This window comes from Puia dinghuensis (assembly GCF_014642875.1).
In the GTDB taxonomy this organism is placed as follows: Bacteria; Bacteroidota; Bacteroidia; order Chitinophagales; family Chitinophagaceae; genus Puia; species Puia dinghuensis.
The window spans coordinates 347,733-374,629 of record NZ_BMJC01000002.1; the positions used below are offsets into that span (position 1 = coordinate 347,733).

The following is a 26,897-nucleotide window of genomic DNA, read 5'->3' on the forward strand; positions in this document are numbered from 1 at the left end:
GCTTTCTGATTCGTAACCGCCTCCGGCCACATTTTTCACAAACAATTGACAATCAATCCCCACCTTTCCAATGCCCTTTTTAGGTAAAAAGCAGATTTTTGCATCATACACCAAACCTGACCGAAATATGAAAAAGCCTCTCTTCTATGTGGTTGCAGCCTTACTATCTGCAACTTGTACTTTTTGCACCGCCCAGGAGCAACCCGGCAACACGCCGTTGGTAATCACGCCCGCCATCGTTCACTCGCTCATCGATAGCCTCCGCCATTCGCTGGGCCAACACTATATCTTCCCCGATACGGCGCAAAAAATGGTCGCGTACCTGGAAACGGAATACCGGAAAGGCGCGTATGCGGAAATCAAAAACCCACAGCAATTGGCCGAGCGGCTCTGGCGCGATCTCGAAAAAGCCCACCATGACGGTCACCTGCACCTTGGATATCAACCCCAGTTTGCCAGGCAGCTGGCCAATACCGATACCACCGGGGCCGCCCAGCGGCAAAAAGACGGCTATGCCCACGCGCTGGTCCAGGAGGGGGAAGCCAATTTTGGGTTCGAAAAAGTAGAGATCCTTCGCGGCAACATCGGCTATGTGAAATTCAATCATTTTACGGGTCTTGCGGATGAAGCTATGGCTACGTTCACCAGCGCCTTCCGCTTCGTCGCCCATACGAATGCCCTGATCATCGATATGCGGACCAACGGCGGTGGCAGCCCGTTCATGGTCAGCCGGGCAGAAAGCTATTTTTTCCCGGTACGAACACACATGATGGACATCATCAACCGCAGCAGTGGAAAAAACGAACTCTGGACAGACCCTGCAAAGACCGACAGCACGCTCCTGCAGATGCCGGTCTATATTCTCACCAGCAAACGCACCTTCTCCGGCGCCGAAGATTTTTCCTACGGCATGCAAAGCATCCACCGGGCAGTCGTCGTCGGCGATACTACGGGCGGCGGTGCTCATCCAACGGGAGCGTACAACGTCGGCTTTGGCTTTGTAGCCAGCATTCCCCATGCCCGTTCCTTAGACCCTTATACCCATACCGACTGGGAAGGTACGGGGGTGTACCCGGATATCCCCGTCACCTCGGATAAGGCCTTGGAGACGGCGGAAGCCGCTATTTTCACCGCACAGCTGCAGAAGGCAACAACAGAAGAGGAAAAAAGAAGGGCCCAATGGCAATTGAATAATATCCAGGCTCGGCAATCGAAAGAAAAGCCCGATCCCGCCACGCTTGCACCTTACACCGGCGTCTACCAGGGTGGTCTGGATTTCTATGTCCGCGAAGGCGATCTCTACTGTAAGAACGCCGAAAGGGGCGGCGAGGTCTTCAAGCTGCTGTATATATCACCCGACAACTACGTACTCGATGAGAATGTGGTAGTGGAATTCGTAAAAGACCCGTCCGGAAAGATCACCGGTATCAATATGCACTGGAGCAATGGCGGCCTCAGCTTCAAATCGCTGCAACCCGCTTCACCCGCGTCAGATACATCATCACCCCATTAAATAAAACCAAATACGCCGGGAACAGCACGTAGATCCAATCGTGTCCCACGCAGATCACCAGCGCCAGCACTGATGAGATCACCCCAAGTACCCAGGCCAGCGACTTCTCCGACACCGGGTCGCGCCACGCCTTCATCACTGTCGGCACCCCGAGGATAGCATCGGCAGCGATGGCAAACACCGTCGTCGCCCAGGGATTTTTTGACAAAAGATAGATGCTCACGCAAAGCGCACTCCACACCACATACTGCCAGTCCTTGCGCTCGAGCGAATAATTGCGGCTCACCAATGCCGTCATCCCGATGGTAAGACACCCCACGGTCGAACAAAGGATGCCCGTCATACTCCACTGCCACCCCTTCCCCACGATCTGCGACACCAGGCTCGTCCCCATCAAAAAAGCCCACCCTGTCCACGACAACACATGCGGCCGCACCTTCCGCGTCACCGTATTGATAATATAGATCACCTGCGCACTCCCGATAACGATCCCCGCCAATAAACCCAAAACCTTTTCAATTGCCTGCATCAAACCAAAATTTAGCATCGAATATACTACACATCCCCCTACCTTTGCCAGCTATAAAAATCCTCCAATGGAATACGTAAAAACCTACACGGTAAACGATGAACACATCGACATTCAAAACATCGTCGACGGTCTCTATTACCCCTTCTATATGGAATACTGCCGCCACGAATATATCCGCGAGGTGCTTGGCTTCGACTTCGAAACCGAAGCCCGCAACGGCGTCAACATGGTCCTCTCCCGTTATACCCTCCAATTCGTCCGGTCGCTAAAAAAAGGCGACACCTTCCAGGTCACCTGCAGCCCCCTCCGGGATAAAACAAACAAAGCCGTCCTCCATTTCAAACAAACTATCCTGCTCAACAACAAGATCGTCACAAAAGCCGTCTTCTCCGGCACATGTGTCCGCTCCACCGGCGGTCGCCCCTTCCTGCCGGAGGCACTAACGGAAAAATTAGCGGATGTCCCCGAATGGGACGGCGAACTTTAGCGGTATATTTACGTATACCAAAACAAAGCGCATGTTACGCCTTGGCCTCATCAGCTGTTTTTGCTCTCTCACCCTGGCCACACTCGCCCAGCAAGGCACGGAATCAAACCCATATATCCTCGAACCCACCCTCACCACCGTAGCCTGGGGCCACTACTGGTCTGAAACGCCCCCGGTGCTGACCATCAGATCCGGCGACTTCGTAAAAGTCCACACCCTCATTACTTCCAACCCCGATCGGCTGGAAGCAGCAGGTGTCCCCGCCGCCCAGGTCGAACAGCAGCTGCGCGACGTCCAATCGGTAAAAGACAAAGGCCCCGGCGGTCACGTCCTCACCGGCCCCATCTACATCGAAGGCGCAGACTCCGGCGACATCCTCGAAGTAAGGCTCCAATCTATCGATCTCGCCATCCCGTATGGGTATAATGCCATCGGCGTAGCCGGCTTCCTCTCCGACGAGATCTTCGATCGCAAAATGCGCATCATCCCCCTCGACGCAAAAAAGATGATAGGCCACTGGTCCGACAGCATCGATATCCCCCTCCATCCCTTCTTCGGCAGCCTCGGCGTAGCCCCGCCAAAAGAAGCCGGCCGGTGGAACAGCGCCCCACCGTGGATCCATGGCGGCAACCTCGATAACAAAGAGCTCGTCGCCGGCACTGCTATCTACTACCCCGTATTCGTAAAAGGCGCCCTCTTCGAGATCGGCGACGGCCATGCCGCCCAGGGCAACGGCGAAGTAGACATCACCGCCATCGAAACCTCCCTCATCGGGAAACTGCAATTCATCGTCCATAAAGGCAAGTCACTGCACTGGCCCCGCGCCGAGACCGCCACCCACATCATCACCATGGGCTGCGACCGCGACCTCAACGCCGCCACCCACATCGCCGTCCGGGAAATGATCGCCTGGCTGATGGAAGAAAAACAAATGAGCCGCACCGATGCCTACATGCTCTGCAGCGTCGCCGCCGATGTCGACATCACCGAACTCGTGGACGGCAACGTCGGCGTCCACGTCATGTTGCCAAAAAACATTTTTAAAAAAAAATAGTCTAACTTCATTGCCTTTTATCTCACACCCATATGAAATCGCTTCTCAACCTTATCCTGGGGAAGGCAAATCCCCGCCTCGTCATCACCGAAGAATTCCGGCAAGCCTTCCATTGGATGGAACACACCAACTCCTGCGTCTATATCACCGGTAAAGCCGGCACCGGCAAATCCACTCTGCTCACCTGGTTCCGCCAACAAACAAAAAAACGACACGTCATACTCGCCCCCACCGGCATCGCCGCCCTCAATGTCCGGGGAGCAACCATCCACTCCTTCTTCCGGCTTCCGCTGCAAGTAGTCGAACCACACCATATCCAACCCGATGCCGAACGCGCTCCTCTCTTTCAAAAGCTCGACACCATCATCATCGACGAAGTCTCCATGGTCCGCGCGGACGTCATGGACGCTATCGACCATACGCTCAAATTATACAGAAAAAATGACGCCCCCTTCGGGGGCGTCCAGCTCATCTGCTTTGGCGACCTATACCAGCTTCTCCCCACCCTCAACAAAGACCTCACCGGCTACTTCCAATCTCGCTTCGGCGGCCACTGCTTTTTCAACGCCCGGGTATTCAATAACATCCAACTACAATACATCCAGCTCCAAACCATCTTCCGGCAAAAGGACGAAACCTTCAAACAGCTGCTCAACGCCATCCGCGAGAACAATATCACCGACGATCAGCTCTCGGTGCTGAATACCCGCTATCTTCCCGGCCACCTCATCCCCCCGGACGACATCCGCCTCACCCTCACTACCACTAATAAGGTAGCCGACAGTATCAACACCGAAAGAATGGCCGGACTGCCGGGCAAGCCCCATCGCTTCGAAGCCGCTACCGACGGCAACAGAGACCCCAACTCCTGCCCCGCCGATCCCATCCTCATCCTGAAGAAAGGCGCACAGGTGATGATGCTGAAGAATGACCCCGAACGACGCTGGGTCAACGGCAGCCTGGGCCGCATCACCCGCATCGGCCGCGACAAGATCACCGTCCGCATCGGGAAACATTCCTATCCCGTTGAGCGCGCCACCTGGGAGATAGTCGAATACCGCTACAACCGCCAGCAACAAAACATCGAGCCCGGCGCCGCCGCAACGTTCACGCAGTTTCCCCTCCGCCCCGCCTGGGCCATGACCATCCACAAAAGCCAGGGCAGAACCTTCGAACAGGTCATCATCGATCTCGGCCCCGGAGCCTTCACGCATGGCCAGACCTATGTCGCCCTCAGCCGCTGCACCAGCCTCGAAGGCATCATCCTCAAAACCCCCATCCGCCGCAAAGACCTCATCCTCGACCCCGGCGTACAACAATTCATCACCACCCACGCCAATTCCGGCTCCGCCGCCTGAGAAATCCGTACCTTCCCACTATGAGAATCTATCTGCTTTCCGCCCTTGCCGCCGTCACCGTATTTCTAGCGCAGCCGCATCCCGCAAAGGCGCAACAATCGCATCCCGCGCAGGCGCAGCATCCGCTCGACAGCATGATGCCCGTGAGAGGTTTCTGCATCGACCTGCCCCGCCCCAGCGGCCTCGACTCCTTCGTACATTTCATCCACGAGGAGCTCGCGCCACGCAAGGTCAACACCTTACTGTTGCTGGTGGATTATCATTACCAGTTTAAAACCCATCCCGAACTCATCGACAGCTTCGCCCTTTCCAACGCAGAGGTAAAAAAGATCGTCAGCGCCTGCGCCCAACATCATATCCGCATCATCCCGCAGATCAACCTGCTCGGCCACCAGGGCTGGGAAGAGCACCCCGGAAAGCTATTACAGGCCTATCCCGAATTTGACGAGACCCCCTGGGTAAAGAACCCCGAACATTATGTCTGGCCCAACGAGGACAACCTCTACTGCCGCAGCTATTGCCCCCTCCATCCAAAGATTCATGAAGTGCTCTTCGCCGTCATCGACGAGCTCTGCGACGCCTTTGAATGTACCGCCTTTCATGCAGGGATGGACGAAGTCTTTTATATCGGTGAAAGCAAATGTCCCCGCTGCGGTGGCCACGACCCCTCCGTCCTGTTTGCGGATGAGGTCCGCACCATCCACGATCACCTCGCCCAAAAAGGACGGCAGCTCTTCATCTGGGGCGACCGTCTCCTCGATGGCAAAACCACTGGTCTCGGCATCTGGGAAGCAAGCTTTAACAACACTTATCGCGCCATCGATCTCATTCCAAAGGATGTCGTCATCTGCGACTGGCACTACGATCGCCCCGACAAGACCGCCGTATACTTCGCCATGAAAGGCTTCCAGGTGGTCACCTGCCCCTGGCGCAACGCCCGGTACGGCATCACCCAGGTCGACGACATGGTCCGCTTCCGCGATGGCTCAACCCCCGAAATGAAGCCCCGCTTTTCCGGCATCGTCGAAACAACCTGGAGCCAGACCCGCTTCTTCCTCAGCGGCTATTACGGCATCGGCCAAACTGGCGCCCCCCGCCCCAATACCGCCTGGCAATGCTTCCGTGACGTCTTCCAACACATCGACTCCCTCGGCATTGATCATACACCCTAAATCGAACATACCCCAAACTGCACCACATAGTCCTTATGGAGCCTGATTCGGTCTCGGCGAACTCGACCGCACGCCCTCACTGAACCATCAATGCGGCGTACTACGGGATATTGCATAATCTGCCGTGTAAACCTTACATCTCATGAAAAAGTTAAAACTTATCCTAACAAGCTCCGCTGTCATCATCGCCGTAGCCGGCGCCTTCGCTCTCCGGGAAAACAAACCAGGCCGCCCCGATCACCCAACCCCATCCGCCTCTTCCGCCCACCCCCGGCATATTAATTGCAAAAAAACGGCACTCTAATTGCAAATTTTTTGCACACCCGCCAAATAAAAATTATATTTGGTCACACCAAACTACTCGCCATGAATCGCCGGGATATCCTAAAAAGACTTTCATTGCTGCCCCTCGCAGCCACTTCCATCGGCAGCGCAGCGCTGGCAGCCACCCGGGAACCCTTACCCGAAACCGATCCGGCCAGGACTCCTGGCGCCAAGCTTCCAACCGCCGGCAACACCCCCGGCGAAGGCCACGACGCCGCAGCGGCCCACACCCCCCCGGCCGTCACCCGCGACCTCTTCGCCGAACTCGGCGTCCGCCGCATCATAAACGCCGACGTCACCATGACCTTCCTCTCCGGATCGCTCATGCTGCCCGAAGTACTCGAAGCGATCAACTCCACCGCCCACGACTTCGCCAATATGTTCGAACTCCAGGATAAGGTAGGAGCGAAAATTGCCGAACTGCTAAAAGTAGAAGCCGCCATGGTCACCTCCGGCGCCGCCTGCGCCATCCTTCTCGGCACCGCTGCCTGCATCACCGGCACCGACAAAGACAAAATAAAAAACATCCCCAACCTCCCCGGCCCGCGCGCCGAAGTCATCATGCAAAAAAGCCACCGCTATCTCTTCGATCAGGCCGTCACTACCACAGGCGCCCGCATCGTAGAGGTAGAAGGCCCCGACGAGATGGAAAAAGCGTTTACTCCCCAAACCGTCATGGCCCTCTTCTTCAACGCGGCAGAAAAACATAGCATCACCCACGAAGATTTCCTCGCCATCGCGGGCCGGCATAACATCCCTACCTTCCTCGACGCCGCTGCCGATGTTCCACCGGTAGAAAACCTCTTCAAATACCAGAAGATGGGCTTTAGCCTCGTCACCTTCTCCGGCGGCAAAATGATCCGCGGTCCGCAAAGCGCAGGTCTGCTCTTCGGCCGCAAAGACCTCATCGAAGCCGCCAAGCTCAACCACAGCCCCCACGAAGCCCCTATCGGCCGCCCGATGAAAGTCAACAAGGAAGAAATGTTCGGCATGTACGCCGCCCTGAAATCGTACCTCGATCGCGATCACCAAAAAGAATGGAACGGATGGCTCGATCGGGCAAAACACATCGCCACCCGCCTCGCCCCGCTCCAAACCCTCAAAACCGAGATCTGGACCAACCCCGGTCCCGCCAACGCCTTCCCCAACCTGATCGTAGATTGGGATCGTCAGCATTTTAAGATCACCCCCAAAGAAGTCCGCCAGACCCTGCAGGACGGCAATCCCAGCATCGTCACCGGTGTCCACGAAGACAAGCTCCTCATCGGTGTCGTCCTGCTGCGCCCCGACCAGGTCGAAATCGTCGTGCAACGTGTAAAAGAGGTGCTGACACATGCGGTCTAGCTGCCTTCCGTCTTCGCAGTCTAACTCCCTACAGTCTTCGAGGCCTGGCGCCCTGCTTACGCTCTCTATATGCCTGGCAGTCCTCTTCCCCGCCTGCAACCATCGCAGCAGCGGCGGCAACCTTGACTGGCCCATATACAAAGCCGACGCACGCAGCACCAGCTACTCACCCCTGACCCAACTCAACAAAACAACCGTCACCGCCCTTCAGCTCGTCTGGACCTTCGACCCCGCCGACGCCCTTCCCGACTCCCGCTTTGGCAACAGCGAATGCAATCCCATCGAGATCGACGGCACCCTCTACGCCACCTCCGCACGCCACCGCGTATACGCCATCTCGGCAACCACGGGCAAGCAACGTTGGACCTTCGACCCCTTTGACGGCGGAGAAGGCGGCGGCGTAAGCCGCGGCGTCACATACTGGCAACACGACACCGATCGCCGCATCCTCTTCACCGGCGGCGACAACCTCTTTGCCCTCGACGCCCGCACAGGAAAGCCCATCCCCACCTTCGGCGACCACGGACGCGTCAGCATGAACCCCGGCATGCGCGACGATCCCAACACCATTTCTATAAAGCCTACCTCCCCCGGCATCGTCTATCACGATCTGCTCATCATCGGCAACGAAGTATCTGAACTCTATGGTGCGCAACCGGGCTATGTCCGGGCATACAATATCGAAACCGGAAAACTGGTCTGGACATTCCACACGATCCCCCTCCCCGGCGAACCCGGCTATGACACCTGGCCTCCCGGCGCATGGAAATATGCCGGTGGCGCCAACGACTGGGCAGGCATGAGCCTCGATGAAAAAAGAGGTCTCGTCTTTCTCGCACTTGGCTCCCCCTCTTATGATTTTTATGGCGCCGACCGCAAAGGCCAGAACCTCTATGGCAATTGCATTGTCGCACTCGATGCAGCGACAGGCAGACATGTCTGGCATTTCCAGACCATCCATCACGATCTTTGGGACTACGACCTTCCCGCTCCACCCAATCTCGTCACTATCAACAAAGATGGCAAACCCATCGACGCCGTGGCGCAGACCTCCAAAGTCGGTTTCCTCTACGTGCTTGACCGGGAGACGGGTCGCTCCCTGTTTCCCGTTGAAGAACGCCGGGTCCCCGCCTCCACCATCCCCGGCGAAGAAGCCTGGCCGACACAGCCCTTTCCATTGAAACCCGCGCCCTACGCCCGGCAGTCGATGACCATAGACGACCTCACCGATTTCTCCCGCGGCGCACACGATTCGCTGGTAAGCCAGTTCCGGTCGCTGCGCTATGAAGGACTGTTCACCCCGCCATCTACCCAAGGCGCCCTCAACCTCCCGGGCACCATCGGCGGATCGGAATGGGGCGGCGCCGCCTGTGATCCGGCCACCGGCATCCTCTACCTCAAATCGAACAACTCCCCGGAGATCGACCAGCTGCAAAAGATCACACCTGCAGCCAGCACATCACCCTTTCGCTCCGGCCGCACCGTCTATCTTACGTATTGCAGCGGCTGCCACAAGGAAGACAGAACCGGCGACGAACCCCTCTACCCTTCGCTCATCGGCCTGGAAAAAAGAAGGTCACGGCAACAAGTGATCGAAAAGATCAGACAGGGCGGCGGAAAAATGCCCCCATTCGGCGGCATACTAAAAGGAAAAGAAACCCTCGTCGCCACCTTTCTTCTGTCCGCACAAAACAAAAAGCTGATCCGCCAGGAAGACGATCTTCAGGAGATCGTCCAAAACCGCTCGGCCATCGCCAAAACAACCCTGAACCAAACAACTCCAAGGCAATCAACTCCAACGCAATCAACCCCATCCCAACAGCCCGCCGGCACCGCCTCCACCTGGCTCAACATCTTAGCCTATGCCCCCTTCCGCGCCGGCAATTATCCCGCCATCAAACCCCCATGGGGCGAACTCATCGCCCTCGATCTCAACACCGGTGACTATCGCTGGAAGATACCCGTAGGCAACGACAGCCTCCTGTCCCCCAAAAACGACCAAAAGAACGGCCAGCCCACAGGCCTCACCGGCTCGCCCGGCCCCATAGTCACCGCAGGCGGACTGGTATTCATCGCAGGCGGCAAAGACCGGAAGCTGCGCGCCTTCGATACAGATCACGGTAACCTGCTGTGGGAAACCACATTAGCCGGCATTGGCTCATCCACTCCCTGCACCTATATGCGGAACGGGAAACAATACCTCGTCCTCTCCGTCTCCGGCGACGCCCGGCATCCCTCCGGCACTATCATGGCCTTTGCCTTGCCTTGATGCGCCCATACAGAAAATTCAGTAAATTACAGAGGGATCCCGCTTCCCATCGGATCCCAGGAGGTATTATATGAACCGCAGCATCGTCTTCTCCTCCCTATGCTTTCTCCTGCCACTGCTGTCGCAAGCACAGTCCGTGGTTTCCTTGAAGATCGATGGCACCATCAATCCCGTTACATCCGACTTCATCCACCGGGGCATCGAAAAAGCCAATAACGAACACGCCGAATGCCTGCTCATCGAACTCAATACCCCGGGAGGACTGCTGAAATCCGCCCGTGTCATGGTGGGCGATATGCTGACAAGCCCCGTGCCGGTCGTCGTCTATGTATACCCCTCAGGGGCACAAGCCGGGTCCGCAGGCGTTTTCATCACCCTTTCCGCACACATCGCCGCCATGGCCCCCGGCACCAACCTCGGAGCCGCCCATCCCGTCAGTGGCGGGCAGCAGGAGCCCGACCCCGTCATGAACGAGAAAGTAACAAACGACGCCGCAGCCTTCATCCGCAGCATCGCCGAAAAACGGCAGCGCAATATCCAATGGGCCGAAAATGCCGTACGCAACAGCGTCTCCATCTCCGAGACCGAAGCGATGACGGCCAAGGTCATCGATCTCATCGCCAAAAACCCGGACGATCTCCTGGACAAGATCGACGGTGAGAAGATCGATCTCGCCAACGGCAGCTCCAGAATATTACACACAAAGGGCGCACACATCGAAGTCATGGAAATGGGTTTCTTTGAAAAGATGCTCAACATCATCAGCGATCCCACCATTGCCTATCTCCTGATGATGCTTGGCATGTATGGCCTGCTCTTCGAACTATATAGCCCGGGAGCCATCTTCCCCGGCATAGTTGGGGTCATCGCCATCGTACTCGCCTTTTACTCCCTGCATATGCTGCCGGTGAACTATGCCGGTCTTTCACTCATCATTTTCGGCGTCATCCTCTTCCTGCTGGAAATAAAAATAGCAAGCCATGGGCTGCTGGCCATCGGAGGGGCCGTTTCGCTCCTGCTGGGCTCGCTGATGCTCATCCGAACGACTTCGACACTGGAAGTCGCACGGATATCCCGCGCCGCGATATTCACCACCGTCGCCGTGTCGGTATTTTTCTTCCTTGGCATCCTCGGATTGGGATTGAAAGCCCAGCAACGCAAACCCGTCACGGGAATCGAAGGCATGATCGGCGAAACAGGTGTCTCTATCGAGCCCCTCGCCCCTACAGGCACCGTGCAGATTCATGGCGAGAGATGGCGGGCCGTTGCGGTAGGTGGTGACATCACCCAGGGTGAAAAGGTGCAGGTGGTCGGCCTGGAAAATCTGACCTTACATGTAAAATCAATCGCGGGTTAACCGCCAATGTATATGGAAAAAGTTCCTGTGATAAGCGTCGTCATTATTTTCTTCGTGCTGGTGCTGCTCGCAAACGCCATCCGCATCCTGCGCGAATACGAACGAGGCGTAGTCTTCCGGCTGGGCCGCCTCACGGGCATCAGAGGTCCTGGTCTCATCCTGCTCATCCCCATCATCGATAAGATGGTCAAAGTCAGCTTACGCACACTCGTATTGGATGTGCCGCCCCAGGATGTCATCACCCAGGATAATGTCTCTATAAAGGTGAATGCAGTGGTTTACTTTCGCGTCATCCAGCCGCAAAAGTCAATTGTAGAAGTAGAGAACTACCTCACGGCCACCTCCCAGCTATCCCAAACCACGCTGCGCAGCGTATTGGGCCAGTCCGATCTCGACGACCTGCTCTCCCAGCGCGAGAAGATCAACCAGAAACTACAACAGATCATCGACGCCCACACCGAGCCATGGGGTATCAAAGTGTCCAACGTCGAAGTAAAACAGATCGACCTGCCGCAGGAAATGCAACGCGCCATGGCCAAACAGGCCGAGGCCGAACGCGAACGCCGTTCAAAGGTCATCGCCGCCGAAGGCGAGTACCAGGCATCGCAGCGGCTCGCCGACGCCGCCAGGATCCTCAACGAGCAACCCAGCGCCATCACGCTTCGCTACCTGCAAACCCTGCGCGAGATCGCAACGGAAAAAAACTCTACAACTATTTTCCCCATTCCTATCGATCTGCTAAAACCATTCCTCAAGGACCACTCCTGATTTTTTCATTTCGATCCGCCATCCTATATTTGCATCGCTAATCGAATAATCATGAAAAATCACTTGCCTCTCTGTGGTCTGGCCCTGTCTGTTCTTCTCTTCTCTCAATGCAAAAGCGGCCTTGTCACCATGTCCAATGGCTGCTACGACCTCATAAGCCAGGGTCAGGCAGCGAACAAAGCCGGCAACTACTCCAACGGCCTCGACGACTTCAACAAAGTTTTGCAAAAATGTGATGCTTACGATGCCAAAGAAAAAGGCTATGCCGGAAAGGCGGCATCGCTCAATGGCTTACAGCAATATTCCGACGCTCTCGACGCGGCAACAAAAGGCCTGGCCATCAATAAGAACAGTCTCGACAATCTTTTTGAAAAGGCCAGCGCCGAAATAGGCCTGGGCAACTACTCTGGCGCAAAAGCCGATCTGAATACCATCAATCTTCTCACCGGCAAGAACCGGAACACCGCACAACGCGCCACTCTCTATTCGAAGATGGCGGAGGTCGATATGTATCAACAACAATACGACCAGGCCCTGCAGGACGTGCAGCAGGCCATTGCCATGGATAACAGCAACCTTCGCTTCTATATGCAGATGGGCGACATCAACGTCGCGTCGGGCAACTACACCGCAGCCATCGCCAATTACGAAGACGCCATCACAAGAGGCAAAAATGACGCCGAAGCCTGGAAGGCCAAAACAACAACCATCATCAAGCTCTACCAGTCGAAGTACAAGACCGACGACGCCGGTGTCCTCTCCAGGAAGATCAGCAGCGCCGATCGCCAAAGACTCTGTAGCAGCATCGCTGCCTCCAAACAGGCCGGTGTCCAGGACATGGGCATCGATCTGGTGCAGACCTCCATTTGTAAATAATTGTGAATCGCTAAAACGGACAAAAAATGAAAAACACACTCGTATTTGTACCTGCTTTGCTCGCAGTGCTCCTCACCGATTGTAAAAGCGCTAACAACACCCAAAAGGGTACAGCCATCGGCGCTGCAGCAGGCGCCACCGCCGGTGCCCTCATCGGCCATGGTAAGCATTCCGTCCTCGACGCTCTCATAGGCGCAGCCGTCGGCGGCGGTGCAGGATACCTCATCGGACATCATATGGATAAGCAGGCGGAAGAGATAAAACAGGCCGTTCCTGACGCCCAGGTCACAAGGGTTGGTGAAGGCATCAATATGACCTTCAATTCGGGTTTGCTCTTCAAGATCAACTCCAGCGAATTGAGCGAAGCAGCCCGTGCCAATCTGGAAAAATGCGCCGGCGTATTCAACAAATACCCCAATACCAACATCCTCATCGAAGGACATACGGACAACACCGGTACACCCGAATATAATATGGAACTGTCCAAGAAACGCGCTTATGCCGTAAGCGAATACCTCGTCACCAAAGGTGTTGCCTCAAGCCGCATGGACATCAAATGGTATGGCGAGACCCAACCCAAGGTTCCAAACGACAATGATGCCAACCGCGCTCAAAACCGCCGCGTCGAATTAGGCATCATGGCCAACGACCAAATGAAACAGCAAGCCCAGCAAGGCTCCCTCAACTGATCAGCCCGCGCCTGACCACGGCGCGCTCACCCGCGGCCCCCGGCTAACGCCGGGGGCCGCCCCATTTAAAATCCCGGATTCTCTTACCTTTGCTCCACCTGCCGCCTCCCTCTTCACTGTCTTAAAAAATGACGCTTATGAAAAAAGTATTGCTTGCGGTATGCCTCTTCATAACCTATATCCCTGCGCTATACGCCCAGGATTCGGCAAAAGCCCCAAAGATTCCGTGGGATAACATCGAAACCAATTGGCAGAATGGCAGCGACCGCAGGGATTCCTCCATCGTCCACAACAAGTATGTAAATCCCATGGTCATGATCGATCTCAACTACACCCACTCGTTCAACCATCCCAATGACAACACCGTCGTCGGATCTACAGCACTCGCAAGGGATAATGAAATGCAACTGTCGCAGCTTAGTCTTGGCGGTGAAATGTTCTATGAGAATGCCCGGGCCAAGGTCCTGCTGCAATTAGGAACACGCTCCGAAGTAGTGCCGAGAAACGATCTGAGCCCGTACAGGGGACAGTACAAATTAGCAGATGTATACCGGTATCTCAGCGAAACCTACGTCGGATACCATTTCAATAAATGGTATGGTATCAATGTCGATGCGGGACTGTTCATGTCCTACATCGGGCTCAACTCCTACTACCAGGTGGAGAACTGGGAATACCAGGCTTCCTATACCTCGGACAATACCCCATGGTTCTTCAATGGTATTCGGATACAGATATTCCCCACCAAATACCTGAAGATAGAACCCTGGATCATCAATGGGTGGCAGAGTTATGCCATGTTCAACAAGCGGCCGGGAGTGGGAGCCAACATCACCTGGAACCCAACCAGCAGTTTCAAACTGCTGACCAACGACTACTACGGCACCGATGCCGGCGGCCTTCCACATCGGCAACGGTTCCACTCCGATAATAGCCTGCTGGTGCGGTATTACAATATGCCCAATGAGACCGGCATCTCCAGGATGGCTTTCTCGCTCACCGGCGACCTGGGATTCGAGACTGGTGATGGGGTCAATGGCTTTTCCAACAGCGCAACCAAAGGACCAGCCCAATATTTCCTAAGCTCGATGATCTACAACCGAACCTGGTTCGCAAAAAATAAATTCGCCTGGACCATCGGCGGCGGTGTCATGACCAACCCGGGTCGCTATCTCGTCCTGCTGCCGACGGGTGAGGCCAGCCCCCTGCCCGATCCCAACAATCCCACCCAAACGGAAGGAAAGTATCCCTTCGACACCAGCCCCGGCACCACCTTCAAGGCCTGGGACTGTTCCACCAATTTCGATTGGATGCCCAATCAAAGCGTGCTCTTTCGCATAGAATATGTTCACCGGCACGCCAACGTCCCCTATTTCGCCGGCCCCGGCGGCGTCACTTCCCCCGACGGCTACACGACCACGCCCCTGCCCCCCGACTGGCGTCCCGACCTTGTCAAATCCGAAGACCGCATCATCGTCGCCTTTCTGTTCCGGCTCTAGCGAGGGTCACTTAACTCCCTCATCACCTCCGGGATATTACTGATCCCCCAATACTCCACGTACCTTCCCTCGTGAAGCCGGATAATATCGATTACCTTGATAGCCACATTCTTGTTCGAAGGTGGGATACCCATGAACGTACCCGTATGGGTGCCATGAAGCATTTTTCTTGTTGTCACCCTGTCTCCCTCGGCTATCTGGTCGAGTATCTCCGCCTTTATATCAGTAAAGCCTACCCGCAACACGTGAAAGAGAAAATGCTGCATGCTTTCCGGGCCGTTTGACATCCCTTCCGGTGCCGCATGATTGATAGCATCCGGCGACACCAATTCATGAAAAGATTCGAGATTACCCTCTTCGATCACTTCTTTGTTGAATCTGCAAACGATTGCCTTGTTTTTTTCAGTAGTAAATAGCATGGCGGTAATAATTTATACCGGCAAAACTACGCTTGACCCCGGGCAGCAGCCTGTCGCCGATCGGTCAATTACTGTGGCCCATCGTTCAAATATTCCGATTGAAATTCGCTGGGTGTTTTCCCGAACGTCTTCCGGAAAGCCTGGCTAAAGCTGGAATGGCTTTCATATCCTACCCGATCAAACACCTCGCTGGGCATGGCGCGGTGATGCAGCAGCAGTTCTTTTGCCAGCTTCATTCTCTCCTGCAGAAACCATTCATTGGGCGATTTACCATACAGCCGGACAAATCGTCTTTTGAAGGTCGACATGCTCATATGGCATAGAAAGGCCATATCCGCGATACTGATGTTACTGATCACATTCGTTTCCACTATTTTCCGGATGTTCAGGTCATCCCCATATTGTGGCGCATCCGGTTGGAAGGACAATAGCCGCGTTGGATATTTTTCCAGCAGATAGAGCCACAGTTCTTCCAATTTCAGTTGGCGCATTTCCACCGGAAACTGCCCTTTTGCGGGAAGAAGCAGCCGCACCGAATCAATATAATTCCGGATAAAGGGGTCCTTGGGAAAGGAAAGATAAGCTGCCCGAGCCTCCCGAGCCTCCCGATCTGCCCGAGCCTCCCGAGCCTCTCGAGCCCCCGGCAAAGCAGGCACCCGGCCGGCATACTTAATAAAAAAGTCGGTCCATACACTGGTGTCGAAGAATACCAGAACACTGCGGAATGCCGTCTTTGCCGCCAGGTTCATCGTCACCACGCAATTCCCCGCCGACAGAAAATGAAATTCCGTATCCCTGGCATGGACAGTCGTCTCAGCAAAACGCATCGTCTTTTCCCCACTGATAACCAGGCTGATAGCGTTCTTCTGCAAAATGCCTTTCCCCTTAAACGCCCCCGGCGATGCAGCATACTCATGGAAGACAATCCTGTCCTCCCCCGGAAAAACATCCTGCGGCAAGTGTATGATATTCATATACAAAATATTTATATGTAATTTTTAGGTATTAAATCATTAAATATTCGACCAAAAAAAGGCACACTATTTTTAATTTCTACAAATTCACAATTAATTAAATCAACATTTTCAAAATTGGCAAATATTGCATTTTATCGCTATACAATCCACCCTCAATTCTTCGTATCTTTATCAACACATTCTCTCACTTTAAAAAATATAGATGCAAATGGCCCCTGCGAAATTAGAGTACATCTGGCTTGACGGATACCAGCCTATTCAAAGCTTGCGCAGCAAGACAAAGATCGAAAGAAATTTTTCCGGTAAACTGGAAGATTGCCCCATGTGGTGCTTCGATGGATCATCCACCGAACAAGCCCCGGGCGGCAGCTCCGATTGCCTGCTAAAACCTGTCTTCCTGGCGAAAGACCCCCAACGGCGCGACGGTTATCTCGTCATGTGCGAAGTACTCAGCCCCGATGGCACCGCCCATCCCAGCAACGGCCGGGCGCTCATTGAAGACGATGACAACGATTTCTGGTTCGGCTTCGAACAGGAATATTTCCTGTGGAATCCCGAAACAGAAAAACCCATCGGGTTCCCCGAAGGTGGCTTCCCAAAACCGCAAGGCCCTTACTACTGCTCCGTAGGCGCTAACAACGCATTCGGCCGGGCCATGGTCGAAGAGCACCTCGACGCCTGTCTGGACGCAGGCCTCAACATCGAAGGCATCAACGCTGAAGTAGCCACCGGTCAATGGGAATTCCAGGTCTTCGCCAAAGGCGCTAAGGAAGCCGGCGACCAGGTCTGGGTCGCACGTTACTTACTGGAAAGAATAGGTGAAAAATACGGCATCGCCATCAATTGGCATTGCAAACCCCTGGGCAACCTGGACTGGAACGGCAGCGGCATGCACGCCAACTTCTCCAACTCCCTGCTGAGAACATGTGGAAGCAGCGAGATCTACGTGAAAGTCTGTGAAGCCTTCCGCCCCGTCGTGCAGGAACATATCGAAGTATATGGCCCCGATAACCATCTCCGCCTCACCGGCAAACACGAGACCGCGGCCATCCACGAATTCAAATTCGGCGTATCCGACCGTGGCGCCTCCATCCGCATCCCCATCGGCACAGTGGAAAGAGGCTGGAAAGGCTGGCTGGAAGACCGCAGGCCCAATAGCGCTGCCGATCCGTATAAAGTTGCAGCCCGCATCGTAAAGACGGTAAAATCCGCTGAAGCCCAGTTGGAAAAACTGGCCGAAGCAAATGTAGCATAAGGCATCCTGCCTAAACATAGTAAAAAGCCGGCCAGACAATGATCTGGCCGGCTTTGTGATCCGGATTCACCGGCACACTCCTTTTTACTTATCCCACCACACCGGGGTTGTTTCCGCAACAGTGCCGGGATAATTCAGGTTTCCGGTAAGTTCCGACTGAGGATAAAGGAACCTCAACGGATAAGTCCGTCCACCGTTGGCAGCTGAGGGCACGAAGAAGCTGGGATAGCCGGTACGTCTCCATTCAGTCCAGGCTTCGAAACCCTGAGAGCCGCACATGGCATAATATTTCTGCGTAATGATGGCTTTGATCTCATCCGCGGGGGCAGCAGGAAACTGGGCGTCCGGTGCGTAGTTGAGATACGCAGCTGCGGCAGCGGGAATTCCATCGGCACCAAAGCTGGCCTGGATTCCTTGTGTAAACAGACTGCTTGCAGAGCCTGTCGCCCATCCACGGGCGACCGCTTCTGCCTGCAGGAAATAGCTTTCAGCCGCGGAGATCAAAAACAAAGGCGCAAGCGCCGAATTGGGATCCTGGGGATTACCTGCTACCAATGCAGCAGGCGTTGAGCAAACTTTATTGGTAAAAGAAGCGTAGGCGCCTTGCGGCAAATAGATCACCGTATCAACTGTCCCGGGTATTGTATCAAATACAGCAAACTGCCTGGGATCGTTGTTCCGGACAAAAGCATTAACGACTGTTCCGCTTGCCGCGAGGTTCACCGTCTGTCCCAGGGCTACCTCCTTAATGTAAAAAGGGTTCTGGTTACCGCCGGTGGCAGTATAGCTTATCTGGGCATTCGTAGTAAGGAAGCTGGGATTGGATGCGTAGAGCGCTTGCACCCCGGCCTTGGCCTTGGCGGCATCTACCTGGGTCAAACGCAGGTATGCACGCAGCTCCAGCGTGTTAGCGAAGGCGATCCAGTTATTCATATTGCCCTGGAAGATGAGGTCGGTTGCACCGGGGTTGTGGGGATCCGAATTGTTCATAAGGGCTTTACCTTGTTCCAACAGGGAGAAAATGGTGTCATACACCGTTGCCTGCGGATCATAGGCCGGGTTCTTATTGGCTGTTCCTTGTAAGGCCTGGTTCATCGGAATATCGCCGAATGCGTCGGTCGCCAGCTGCAGCCCATAGGCTTTCAACACATAGCCGATCGCCAGATACTGCACCAGTGCCGTATTACCCCGGCTATTGGTAATCATCAATTGATCATTGATCAATGCATTCTGATACAGATGCATCCATGCATAGTTGAAATCTGCATTCACCTGCAGGTACTGGTCAATGGTCTTGTATTGTGAAGCTACCGCGCTTTGGGTAAAATACTGGGACCAGATATTGCCGTAGGGATAATAATCATCTCCTAACGCTACGCCGATGGAAGCCTCTATTGTCGGCAACAGCTGGGCAGGTTGAGCCGAGACAAGATTGTTCGGATCCTGATTCACATCCAGAAACTTTTTGCAGCCTGACGATAGTAGCAAAACCGCCGGGCAAACAAACAGTGCGATCCTTTTTATTATATTGATTCGTGTGGTCATAAATCTTTGCATTTTAGAAAGTTACCTTTAGTTTGAATCCATAGTTCCTTACGGATGGCTGTGCCGTAAAGTCGAAGCCCTGTTCGTTGCCGGAGCCCGAAGAGTTCATCTCCGGGTCTACGTATTTATTGGACTTGGGCGTCCACAGAAACAGGTTATTACCAAACACTCCGATGCTGGCCTGGCCGAACGGCGACTTGCCCAGCCGGTTTGTCGGGATCGAGTATTCCAGCTGCAAAGAGCGCAGTTTGATATAAGAAGCGTCGACAATGTCCATCCCGGCAGGTTGCACGCTCGTGAAATAGTCCTGCGGAATATACTTGGCTGTTGTATTTGGCTGGTAAGAAGGCTGGCCTGCCGTTCCGGTATTGATAACTGAACCTGCCCAGATCTGCGGATTACGATTCCCGCCGGTCTCCAGTGAGGTACCGTTGAAGTCGACGTTAGACTTGGTATTACTAAAGTACACACCGCCCTGTTTGGTATCGAACAGGAATCCCAGGGTTCAGCTCTTATAAGTGAGCGTACCACCAAACGATGCCTGGTATTTAGGATTATAGCTGCCAAGGTACACGGCAGTGGTGGTCGGGACAGGTTGGCCATCGGCGGCGCTTACCACCGTATGACCATTTTCGGTTTGGTTGGTCACGGCATAGAATTCGCCATAAGGCAGCCCTTCCTGGGCTACAATGGCCATGCCGTTGAATCCGCCGATCACTATCTGTGCATGGTTGGGCAGGGAAAGAACCTTGTTGTCATTTTTGGTATAGGTAGCGAACAGCTCCAGAGAGAAGTTATGCGTCTTGATGGGTGTTCCGCGCAGGGTAAGTTCGACCCCTTTATTCTCTACCACTCCCGCATTCACAGTAGAGAACAAATATCCGCTGGATGGAGCCACAGAGGAAGAAATGATCTGGTTCTTAGATCTGTTGGAATAATAGTTGGCAATAACGGACAACCTGTTGTCCAGGAACCCGAGCTCTGTTCCCACTTCACGGGAGGTCGTAATTTCCGGTTTGATCAGCGGATCACCCAGTCTGTCGTTGATCATGAATCCGGGAACGCCGCTAAAGGGAAAGACCGTAACGCCTCCGCTATACCCGTCTGCAATAGCTGCCTGGGAATAAGTAGTGCCCAGCAGGTATGGGCCCGCATCATTACCTACCTGTGCCCAGCTGGCACGTACTTTTCCATAGTTCAGTATCCTGTTGAAGTTGCTTCCTTTGATCAGCTCCGTAAAGATAAAAGCACCGCTTACACTCGGATAAAAGAAGGAATTGCTATTCACCGGCAGCGTGGAAGACCAGTCATTCCTGGCCGTAGCATCGAGGTACGCTATATTCCGGTAAGCCAGGTCGAGACCGGCATAAACAGACACCCTTCTCTGTACACTGCGATTATTGGTCGCTGCGACCGGGCCGTTACTGTTCCCGAAATTATACCAGCCCGGAGCGATCAACCCCGAGCTTTGGTTCGTGGAAATCGTTGTAGTGGTTGCATTATCCAACCTGACGTTATTACCCACCATCAATGAACCGGAAAAGTCAGTACCCAGATCATGCTTGGCAGTGACCATCAGGTCGTGGTTGATCTCCCCGATCGTATAGGTATCCTCCTCGTACCCGCCGTTGCTGGTCACCAGCGCCGAAGCCGGATAAGCCGGAGGGTTTCCGGCGGTACCGGGGTCTGCTGGTGAATAGGTATATTTTGGAGTCTGCAATCTTCTGCGGTCCGAGCTAAAGTCGGTCGTTACTCTTTCCAGTACATCCAGCCAGGGTACCGGTTTATAGCCCAGATTGAGGCCGCCGGTGACCCTGTCCACATCATCATAGTTCCTGTAGTTGGCCAGCAGGAAATAGGGACTGGGGTAGAACTCATTGTAGAAACCATACTTGTCGGAATGATATCCGCCGCTGGCATCCGTATAGCCGTAGCCGTAGTATTTATTGTTCAGATCGCCCATCTTGTCAATGGGAATATCCCTGGGGGTCTGATACAGGCTGGCCAGTACGGAGCCGCCGGCCTGACCGCCAGCGACGTTGCCGCTGTTGATCTTTACGTAGTTGAAGTTTACGCTGGTATAAAAATCATTGGAAAGATTGGCCTTCCCGTTAAACCGCACGCTGTACTTGTTATAACCATCGACGCTGGTGGGATAGATACCGTTGGAGTTCAGCGCGTTCAGGCCCAAATAGTAGCTGGCCTTGTCGTTACCCGAGGTAACGGCAATATTATTATCGGTGGCGAAGCCCGTACTGAAAAAATGCCTGATATTGTTGGCATCGGCAGAGTAAGGTTTCTTCAGCTGTACACCATCTATCTGCTGTCCCCAGGGCAGCACTTGTCCCGTGAAGGGAGCTCCCCAGCTGAAGTTATCACCCCAATCCTGTGTGTTATAGGCCAGCGTTCCATCGCTTTTCACACCGGTGTAGTAGCCTTGTCCGTACTGATTCTGAAGATCGGGCAGTTTGAGAATGGAAGAGAAGGTGTTGGTGCTGCTAACCGTTATCTCGGCCTTCTTGTTGTTGGTTCCGCTTTTCGTCGTGATGATCAGCGCGCCGTTGGATGCGCGCGAGCCATACAGGGCGGTAGCCGCGGGACCAGCCAGCACCGTTATGGACGCAACGTCGTCAGGGTTGATGTCATTCCCGCGGTTGCCGAAGTTCACTGCGGTCAGCGACCCGCCTCCGATATTGTCGGAGTTGTTGTACGGTACCCCGTCTACCACGATCAGGGCCTGATTGTTCCCCGTAACGGAAGACCCACCTCTTAAAACGACACGGGTCGAACCACCCGGCGCTCCGGTATTGGAAGTGACGTTGATACCCGCAACCCTGCCGGTCAGCGACGTGAGCGCGCTCGAACTCTGGCCCACTGTCAGCTCGGCGGCCTTGACGGTCGGAGCGGCATAACCAAGAGACCGTTGTTCTCTTTTGATAGCATTGGCTGTTACGACAACTTCTGCCAGATTGTTGTCCTTTTCCTTCAGCACGGCCTGCAGGTTGTCCTGGGCTTTAAGTTCGATTGGTTCATAACCGACGGCGCTGATCACCAGCGTCTTTCCCGGATCAACGGAGAGGGTAAAGTTTCCGTTTTCATCTGTTTGTGTTCCTATTTTGGACGACTTTATTTTAATAGTTGCGGCGGGGATTGCAACTCCTTTGCTATTTGTTACTGTTCCTTTAATGGGAATTGTTTGCGCGTTGGAAATAGCAAACGTGAACACTACTGAACTTAACAGCAGTAGCAGTTTTGTTCTCATACTTAATGGTGTTGATTGAATGTTGACTAGTGAAGTTGACTTTAACGTAAGATTCGGTGCCGGATAGTTCAAGGACCATCGGCAAGGTGCATGAACAAATTTCTCATTCGCGTGTATGTTTATGTTATAAATGGATGAAGCTAATGTTAAACATATATTAATTGGCAAGTTTATTAATAAAGTATTAGCGATTTATACAAAAAATGATGAGTGGTCGCGCGCATGTCAACCCATCTCGAACCATCTTTTTGGGGGAATTGAATAGGAATGCCATTCTACACTGCATCCGGGTCAAAAGGAAGCTTACGGATACGCCGTCCAGTTAGGTCGAAAATGGCATTACAAAGCGCTGGAGCGATGGGTGGGAGTCCGGGTTCGCCTACACCCCCTGCCTTCTCATCGTTCTCCATGATGAAAACTTCGACAGCCGGGATATCATTTATCCGCGGCATTTTGTAAGTATGGAAATTATTCTCAACGGCTTTCCCGTCCTTGAAATGCGTTTCATGTTTGATGGCCGCGCCCAAGCCCATTACAATCGCTCCTTCCACCTGGGCCCGGATGATATCCGGGTTTACATACCAGCCGCAATCGATCAGCGCGGTAATCTTATCGATCTTTATTTTCCTATCCGGCCTGTGAGATACTTTAACCACATGTCCCACGATGCTGCCGAAACACTCGGTCACGGCGAGGCCCCAGCCTTTCTCCTTCCCATCGGCCTTCCATCCACTGAGGGTTCCCAGCCGGTCGATCAGGGCTTGATAGCGGGCATCGGCAAAATGTTCTCTTCGGAAGGCGAGCGCATCTTTTCCCGCCGCATTGGCCAGTTCATCCACAAAGCTCTCGACAGCAAAGCCATTGGTAGACGCATCGACCGAACGCCACCACATGGCCGGTATCGATGACGAAATGGAGACGTCGGCAAAACTGTAATGGGGTATGGAAGTAAGATACGATCTTGCCAGCCCGTCCAGGTAACCGCTGTTATAAGACACCGGGGAATAATCCGCATGCGCGCCCCCCTCTCCTCCCGGTCCCATCGGCTGTGAGGCCCTTCTCGCCTGGAAGGCGAGGATATGTCCCGCCGAGTCGAGCCCTCCCTTGCATGCATATACGGCGCCTGGGCGGTAAGGCCCCGCCGTCATATCGTCTTCCCTCGTCCATACGACCTGGACGGGCGCTTTCATTTCCCTGGAAATAAGCGCCGCCTCATGCGGATAGTCGGTAAAGGCCTTCCGCCCGAATCCCCCGCCAAGGAACGTCATATTGACGGAGACATTTTCCAATGCCACTCCCATCCGCTGGCTCAGGTCTGCCTGTATCCAATTGACTTCCTGTATGGGACCCCATATTTCAATTCGATCATCCTGCACATGGGCGGTGCAGTTAAGCGGCTCCATACAGCTATGGGACTGGTAGGGAGTCTCATAGACAGCTTCTATCTTTTGCGCGGCCTTCTGGATTTCCGTCTCAAATCGGATGCTGGACGCGTTTAATTCGCCGGCCTGAGTGGCCAGGCCTTCCCGCATCCGCGACAATAGCAATTCCGAGTCGAAGTGCTCGAATCCCTCATCATCCCACTCCACTTTCAGCGCTCTTCGCCCTTTCATGGCGGCCCAAATGCTGTCGGCAACGACAGCCACCCCTTCATACAGATCGCCAAACACGGCCCGTTGGACGGTGAATACCCGTTTTACGCCCGTAATAGCAAGCGTTGCCTTGCTGTCAAAAGTCTTCACTTTTCCACGAAACCTTGGATTGCGCTCGACGACGGCATAAAGCATTCCCGGCAATGTCTTGTCGAGACCGAAAACAGCGGTGCCATCGACTTTGGATGGGATATCCTTGCGGGGGAGCGGCCGGCCGATCACCTTATAATCTTTTCGGTCTTTTAACTTCACCTCTGAGGGAGGATTGAGTCGGGAAGCATCCTTCACCAATGCCCCATATCCTGACTTTCGGCCCGTTGGGCGATGGTGTACCTCGCCATTAATGGCATAACACTCGGTGGCGGGAACCCTCCATTGTTCAGCGGCTGCTTCGATGAGCATTTCCCGGGCGGAAGCGCCGGCATGAAGGAGTTGCTCACGCCAGCCCCGAACAGAAAAGCTGCCTGCCTGTGGTTGAGGACCGAATTTTTTCGGATTTGCCGGCGCAAACCGGACATGCACCTGGCCGGGATCGACCTCCAGTTCTTCTGCAACGATTTGCGGGAGGGACTGGAAGGTGCCCTGACCCATTTCCGAGCGATGGTTGAAGATCGTCACCTTCCCGGAGGAGTCGATGGATATCCAGGACATCAATTCGATGGCCGGGTCAGCGCCATCCGGGCCGGATCCGCCCAGCAACGCCGCATTTACGATCCGGGGGGCGCCACTGCCCGCCTCATTCCCTTTTCGGTCAAAAGAAGGCAGATAAGCCCCGATCGTCAGGGCCAATCCGGATAGAGAGGCCTGCCGGATAAAATCTCTGCGGGATAGATCAGTTGGATGGGAGTGCATGCTCAACTGTTGTTGATCAATTAAATTTGATGCTTTAGGCGCAAAAATGGTGATATATTATCCTTATTTTAACAAACAGCATCGGGCCAGCGCCCCCGGCTGCGGTCGTTGATCACCTACGCTTAAGCCGCTCGACTTCCTTCGTAAGCGTCTGCCTTTCTATCCTGGAGTTAGTCAATGCTATGGCTTGTTCATAATGATCGATCGATTTGTCGATATCCAGGTTCGCATACAGGTAGCCTAGTAAAGAATGATAGGGGCTGCTGTTATTCAAATGTAGTTTTTCAGCTTCCTGTATCCCTTTTTCAGTCCCATAAACCTTCGCAAATGCAAATGTCCGGTTCAATGCGGTTACAGGAGAATATTCAATAAGAATAAGCTGGTTGTATAATGTTAAAATATTCTCCCACTTTCTCTCCGGGGTCGGTGTAGTATGCCAATAGGCAATAGCCGCTTCCAAATGGTATTTGGATACCTCATTACCATGGAAGGCATTTACCAAATAGTGGTTTCCTCTTTCGATCAATTCGTTATCCCACAAGCTTTTATCCTGATCTTCCAGCAGGATCACCTCGCCAATCTCGTCTGTCCTTGCGTCAAACCGCGAACTCTGGAAGTACATTAAAGCCAGCAACGCATTCGTTTGGGGGGTGTTTGTCAAGGCATTTCCGACAAGTATGGATGTTAGCCTGATAGCTTCCGAACAAAGGTCCTTTCGGATCAATTGATTATTTGTTTTGGAGAAATAACCTTCATTGAACAATAGATAAAGGGTTTTTAAAACATTGTCCGATCGGGTCTTGATCTCTGTTTCAACTAAAGTCTTGATGTGAAAATTGCCATTACGAAGGACGGCCCTGGCCCGCTGCAGACGCTTTTTTACGGTTGCCAGGTTTGTCAAAAAAGCATTTGCGATCTCTTCTACGCTAAACCCGCAAAGGATTTGAAGCGCTAAACAAATTTGAGCATCTGGTGAGATGTCCCCATCGCAGACCGAAAAGATCATTGACAATTGACTGTCTGCTATATTTTGATGGGTGAATTCAAAGTCCGGTTCCGTTTCAACATTGTTCGATCTGATAGTTTCTTTGACCTGCTTTTCACGGACAGCATTATGTCTGAAATAATCCTTGGTCTTATTCTTTGCCACGGCATAAAGCCAGGCAGCAGGATTTTCCGGAACTCCTTTGATCCCCCACGTCTCGGCAGCTTTCAGAAAGGTATCACTTGCAATATCCTCCGCAATTTCAAGATGCTTTAGGTCAAACGAATGACAGAGTACAGCAACTATCTTGCTGTACTCTGTTCTAAACAGGTGTGGTATCAACTCATGTTGCTGCATTAGATAGCCCTTATCTCCCGTATCTCCACATTCCCTCCGACCGACAGGATAGGACAGCCGTTTGCCAATGCTGTTGCTTCTTCGATAGAGGAGGCCTTTACAAGAGTATAGCCCATAATTGACTCTTTGATCTCGGTATAAGGCCCGTCGGAGATCGAACCATTACTTTTTAAGACCTTTCCCGAAGGTACTAAGCTGTTCCCCCTATCGGCCAGCTTTCCCTGTGCTGCAATGCCCGCAACCCAGTTCATCCATTTTTGTGTTATCGCCTGCATCTCTTCCGGAGATTTCCTGGCGCTGGGATATGTTTCGTAGTCTGCTCTGTAGACGAATAAGAATTCTTTCATAAAG

Annotated in this window: 23 protein-coding genes; 14 read left to right on the plus strand and 9 right to left on the minus strand. The window is 53.7% G+C overall.

The window, feature by feature from the left end:
- The first annotated feature begins 127 nt into the window (after positions 1-127).
- Positions 128-1,513, plus strand: coding sequence for a S41 family peptidase (locus IEY39_RS09680; protein ID WP_188930929.1), 1,386 nt, complete (start codon positions 128-130; stop codon positions 1,511-1,513).
- Here IEY39_RS09680 and IEY39_RS09685 read toward each other — a convergent pair.
- Positions 1,461-2,042: a hypothetical protein gene (locus IEY39_RS09685; RefSeq protein ID WP_188930931.1), complete on the minus strand. Its 582-nt coding sequence runs from the start codon at positions 2,040-2,042 to the stop codon at positions 1,461-1,463. The two genes, IEY39_RS09680 and IEY39_RS09685, sit on opposite strands and share 53 nt — an antisense overlap.
- Before the next feature lie 67 nt (positions 2,043-2,109).
- Between IEY39_RS09685 and IEY39_RS09690 the strand changes: the two genes are divergently transcribed.
- The 12 genes from IEY39_RS09690 (at position 2,110) to IEY39_RS09745 (ending at position 15,242) form a co-directional block, all read left to right on the plus strand.
- Positions 2,110-2,532, plus strand: a complete 423-nt coding sequence (locus tag IEY39_RS09690; RefSeq protein ID WP_188930932.1) for an acyl-CoA thioesterase — start codon at positions 2,110-2,112, stop codon at positions 2,530-2,532.
- 31 nt (positions 2,533-2,563) lie between these two features.
- Entirely contained in the window at positions 2,564-3,586 is a 1,023-nt protein-coding gene (locus IEY39_RS09695) for an acetamidase/formamidase family protein (protein WP_188930933.1), read from the plus strand.
- 32 nt (positions 3,587-3,618) lie between these two features.
- Entirely contained in the window at positions 3,619-4,944 is a 1,326-nt protein-coding gene (locus tag IEY39_RS09700) for an ATP-dependent DNA helicase (protein ID WP_188930934.1), read from the plus strand.
- A gap of 20 nt (positions 4,945-4,964) precedes the next feature.
- The gene (locus IEY39_RS09705) at positions 4,965-6,116 is read left to right on the plus strand and encodes a family 20 glycosylhydrolase (protein WP_188930935.1); all 1,152 of its coding nucleotides are present in this window, start codon (positions 4,965-4,967) and stop codon (positions 6,114-6,116) included.
- A gap of 142 nt (positions 6,117-6,258) precedes the next feature.
- Positions 6,259-6,420, plus strand: a complete 162-nt coding sequence (locus IEY39_RS09710; protein ID WP_188930936.1) for a DUF6520 family protein — start codon at positions 6,259-6,261, stop codon at positions 6,418-6,420.
- A 62-nt stretch (positions 6,421-6,482) separates the two neighbouring features.
- Positions 6,483-7,784, plus strand: coding sequence for an aminotransferase class V-fold PLP-dependent enzyme (locus tag IEY39_RS09715; RefSeq protein ID WP_188930938.1), 1,302 nt, complete (start codon positions 6,483-6,485; stop codon positions 7,782-7,784).
- Positions 7,774-10,053, plus strand: a complete 2,280-nt coding sequence (locus tag IEY39_RS09720) for an outer membrane protein assembly factor BamB family protein (protein WP_188930940.1) — start codon at positions 7,774-7,776, stop codon at positions 10,051-10,053. Before IEY39_RS09715 ends, IEY39_RS09720 begins: the two co-directional genes overlap by 11 nt.
- Positions 10,054-10,123: 70 nt before the next feature.
- Positions 10,124-11,410 (plus strand): NfeD family protein, encoded by a 1,287-nt coding sequence (locus IEY39_RS09725; protein ID WP_188930942.1) that lies wholly within the window; start codon positions 10,124-10,126, stop codon positions 11,408-11,410.
- A 12-nt stretch (positions 11,411-11,422) separates the two neighbouring features.
- Positions 11,423-12,178 (plus strand): slipin family protein, encoded by a 756-nt coding sequence (locus IEY39_RS09730; protein WP_188930944.1) that lies wholly within the window; start codon positions 11,423-11,425, stop codon positions 12,176-12,178.
- Positions 12,179-12,229: 51 nt separating this feature from the next.
- Positions 12,230-13,054 carry a tetratricopeptide repeat protein gene (locus tag IEY39_RS09735; protein ID WP_188930946.1) on the plus strand — a complete coding sequence of 275 codons (825 nt, stop codon included), beginning with the start codon at positions 12,230-12,232 and terminating at the stop codon, positions 13,052-13,054.
- A 26-nt stretch (positions 13,055-13,080) separates the two neighbouring features.
- Positions 13,081-13,743 (plus strand): YiaD family glycine zipper/OmpA-like lipoprotein, encoded by a 663-nt coding sequence (locus IEY39_RS09740; protein ID WP_188930947.1) that lies wholly within the window; start codon positions 13,081-13,083, stop codon positions 13,741-13,743.
- Positions 13,744-13,880: 137 nt separating this feature from the next.
- Positions 13,881-15,242, plus strand: a complete 1,362-nt coding sequence (locus IEY39_RS09745; RefSeq protein WP_188930949.1) for an outer membrane beta-barrel protein — start codon at positions 13,881-13,883, stop codon at positions 15,240-15,242.
- Here IEY39_RS09745 and IEY39_RS09750 read toward each other — a convergent pair.
- Positions 15,239-15,661 carry an ester cyclase gene (locus IEY39_RS09750; protein WP_188930951.1) on the minus strand — a complete coding sequence of 141 codons (423 nt, stop codon included), beginning with the start codon at positions 15,659-15,661 and terminating at the stop codon, positions 15,239-15,241. The genes IEY39_RS09745 and IEY39_RS09750 overlap by 4 nt on opposite strands.
- Before the next feature lie 68 nt (positions 15,662-15,729).
- Complete coding sequence (locus IEY39_RS09755) at positions 15,730-16,635, minus strand: helix-turn-helix transcriptional regulator (protein ID WP_188930953.1); 906 nt, start codon at positions 16,633-16,635, stop codon at positions 15,730-15,732.
- 211 nt (positions 16,636-16,846) lie between these two features.
- Between IEY39_RS09755 and IEY39_RS09760 the strand changes: the two genes are divergently transcribed.
- Positions 16,847-17,893 (plus strand): glutamine synthetase beta-grasp domain-containing protein, encoded by a 1,047-nt coding sequence (locus tag IEY39_RS09760; protein WP_188930955.1) that lies wholly within the window; start codon positions 16,847-16,849, stop codon positions 17,891-17,893.
- 84 nt (positions 17,894-17,977) lie between these two features.
- Here the strand turns inward: IEY39_RS09760 and IEY39_RS09765 are convergent, their stop codons facing one another.
- From IEY39_RS09765 to IEY39_RS09785, 6 genes are all read right to left on the minus strand, one after another.
- A complete protein-coding gene (locus IEY39_RS09765; RefSeq protein ID WP_229688851.1) occupies positions 17,978-19,345 on the minus strand; it encodes a SusD/RagB family nutrient-binding outer membrane lipoprotein in 1,368 nt (455 codons plus the stop codon).
- A 106-nt stretch (positions 19,346-19,451) separates the two neighbouring features.
- Complete coding sequence (locus IEY39_RS29765; protein ID WP_229688852.1) at positions 19,452-19,907, minus strand: hypothetical protein; 456 nt, start codon at positions 19,905-19,907, stop codon at positions 19,452-19,454.
- A gap of 36 nt (positions 19,908-19,943) precedes the next feature.
- Complete coding sequence (locus IEY39_RS09770; RefSeq protein WP_229688853.1) at positions 19,944-22,700, minus strand: SusC/RagA family TonB-linked outer membrane protein; 2,757 nt, start codon at positions 22,698-22,700, stop codon at positions 19,944-19,946.
- Positions 22,701-22,975: 275 nt separating this feature from the next.
- Positions 22,976-25,204, minus strand: coding sequence for a xanthine dehydrogenase family protein molybdopterin-binding subunit (locus IEY39_RS09775; RefSeq protein ID WP_188930959.1), 2,229 nt, complete (start codon positions 25,202-25,204; stop codon positions 22,976-22,978).
- A 112-nt stretch (positions 25,205-25,316) separates the two neighbouring features.
- On the minus strand, positions 25,317-26,546 hold the full coding sequence (locus IEY39_RS09780) for an RNA polymerase sigma factor (protein ID WP_188930961.1): 1,230 nt from the start codon (positions 26,544-26,546) through the stop codon (positions 25,317-25,319).
- On the minus strand, positions 26,546-26,893 hold the full coding sequence (locus IEY39_RS09785) for a YciI family protein (protein WP_188930962.1): 348 nt from the start codon (positions 26,891-26,893) through the stop codon (positions 26,546-26,548). Before IEY39_RS09785 ends, IEY39_RS09780 begins: the two co-directional genes overlap by 1 nt.
- Between the last annotated feature and the right edge of the window lie 4 nt (positions 26,894-26,897).

Excerpts from the sequence above, each read along its gene's own strand:
- IEY39_RS09695 (WP_188930933.1), top strand. The coding sequence starts at position 2,564 with ATGTTACGCCTTGGCCTCATCAGCTGTTTTTGCTCTCTCACCCTGGCC.
- IEY39_RS09740 (WP_188930947.1), top strand. The coding sequence starts at position 13,081 with ATGAAAAACACACTCGTATTTGTACCTGCTTTGCTCGCAGTGCTCCTC.
- IEY39_RS09720 (WP_188930940.1), top strand. The coding sequence starts at position 7,774 with ATGCGGTCTAGCTGCCTTCCGTCTTCGCAGTCTAACTCCCTACAGTCT.
- IEY39_RS09710 (WP_188930936.1), top strand. The coding sequence starts at position 6,259 with ATGAAAAAGTTAAAACTTATCCTAACAAGCTCCGCTGTCATCATCGCC.
- IEY39_RS09750 (WP_188930951.1), bottom strand. The coding sequence starts at position 15,661 with ATGCTATTTACTACTGAAAAAAACAAGGCAATCGTTTGCAGATTCAAC.
- IEY39_RS09715 (WP_188930938.1), top strand. The coding sequence starts at position 6,483 with ATGAATCGCCGGGATATCCTAAAAAGACTTTCATTGCTGCCCCTCGCA.
- IEY39_RS09735 (WP_188930946.1), top strand. The coding sequence starts at position 12,230 with ATGAAAAATCACTTGCCTCTCTGTGGTCTGGCCCTGTCTGTTCTTCTC.
- IEY39_RS09685 (WP_188930931.1), bottom strand. The coding sequence starts at position 2,042 with ATGCAGGCAATTGAAAAGGTTTTGGGTTTATTGGCGGGGATCGTTATC.
- IEY39_RS09755 (WP_188930953.1), bottom strand. The coding sequence starts at position 16,635 with ATGAATATCATACACTTGCCGCAGGATGTTTTTCCGGGGGAGGACAGG.
- IEY39_RS09725 (WP_188930942.1), top strand. The coding sequence starts at position 10,124 with ATGAACCGCAGCATCGTCTTCTCCTCCCTATGCTTTCTCCTGCCACTG.
- IEY39_RS09705 (WP_188930935.1), top strand. The coding sequence starts at position 4,965 with ATGAGAATCTATCTGCTTTCCGCCCTTGCCGCCGTCACCGTATTTCTA.
- IEY39_RS09690 (WP_188930932.1), top strand. The coding sequence starts at position 2,110 with ATGGAATACGTAAAAACCTACACGGTAAACGATGAACACATCGACATT.
- IEY39_RS09745 (WP_188930949.1), top strand. The coding sequence starts at position 13,881 with ATGAAAAAAGTATTGCTTGCGGTATGCCTCTTCATAACCTATATCCCT.
- IEY39_RS09785 (WP_188930962.1), bottom strand. The coding sequence starts at position 26,893 with ATGAAAGAATTCTTATTCGTCTACAGAGCAGACTACGAAACATATCCC.
- IEY39_RS09775 (WP_188930959.1), bottom strand. The coding sequence starts at position 25,204 with ATGCACTCCCATCCAACTGATCTATCCCGCAGAGATTTTATCCGGCAG.
- IEY39_RS09770 (WP_229688853.1), bottom strand. The coding sequence starts at position 22,700 with ATGAGAACAAAACTGCTACTGCTGTTAAGTTCAGTAGTGTTCACGTTT.
- IEY39_RS09760 (WP_188930955.1), top strand. The coding sequence starts at position 16,847 with ATGGCCCCTGCGAAATTAGAGTACATCTGGCTTGACGGATACCAGCCT.
- IEY39_RS09700 (WP_188930934.1), top strand. The coding sequence starts at position 3,619 with ATGAAATCGCTTCTCAACCTTATCCTGGGGAAGGCAAATCCCCGCCTC.
- IEY39_RS09730 (WP_188930944.1), top strand. The coding sequence starts at position 11,423 with ATGGAAAAAGTTCCTGTGATAAGCGTCGTCATTATTTTCTTCGTGCTG.
- IEY39_RS09780 (WP_188930961.1), bottom strand. The coding sequence starts at position 26,546 with ATGCAGCAACATGAGTTGATACCACACCTGTTTAGAACAGAGTACAGC.
- IEY39_RS09680 (WP_188930929.1), top strand. The coding sequence starts at position 128 with ATGAAAAAGCCTCTCTTCTATGTGGTTGCAGCCTTACTATCTGCAACT.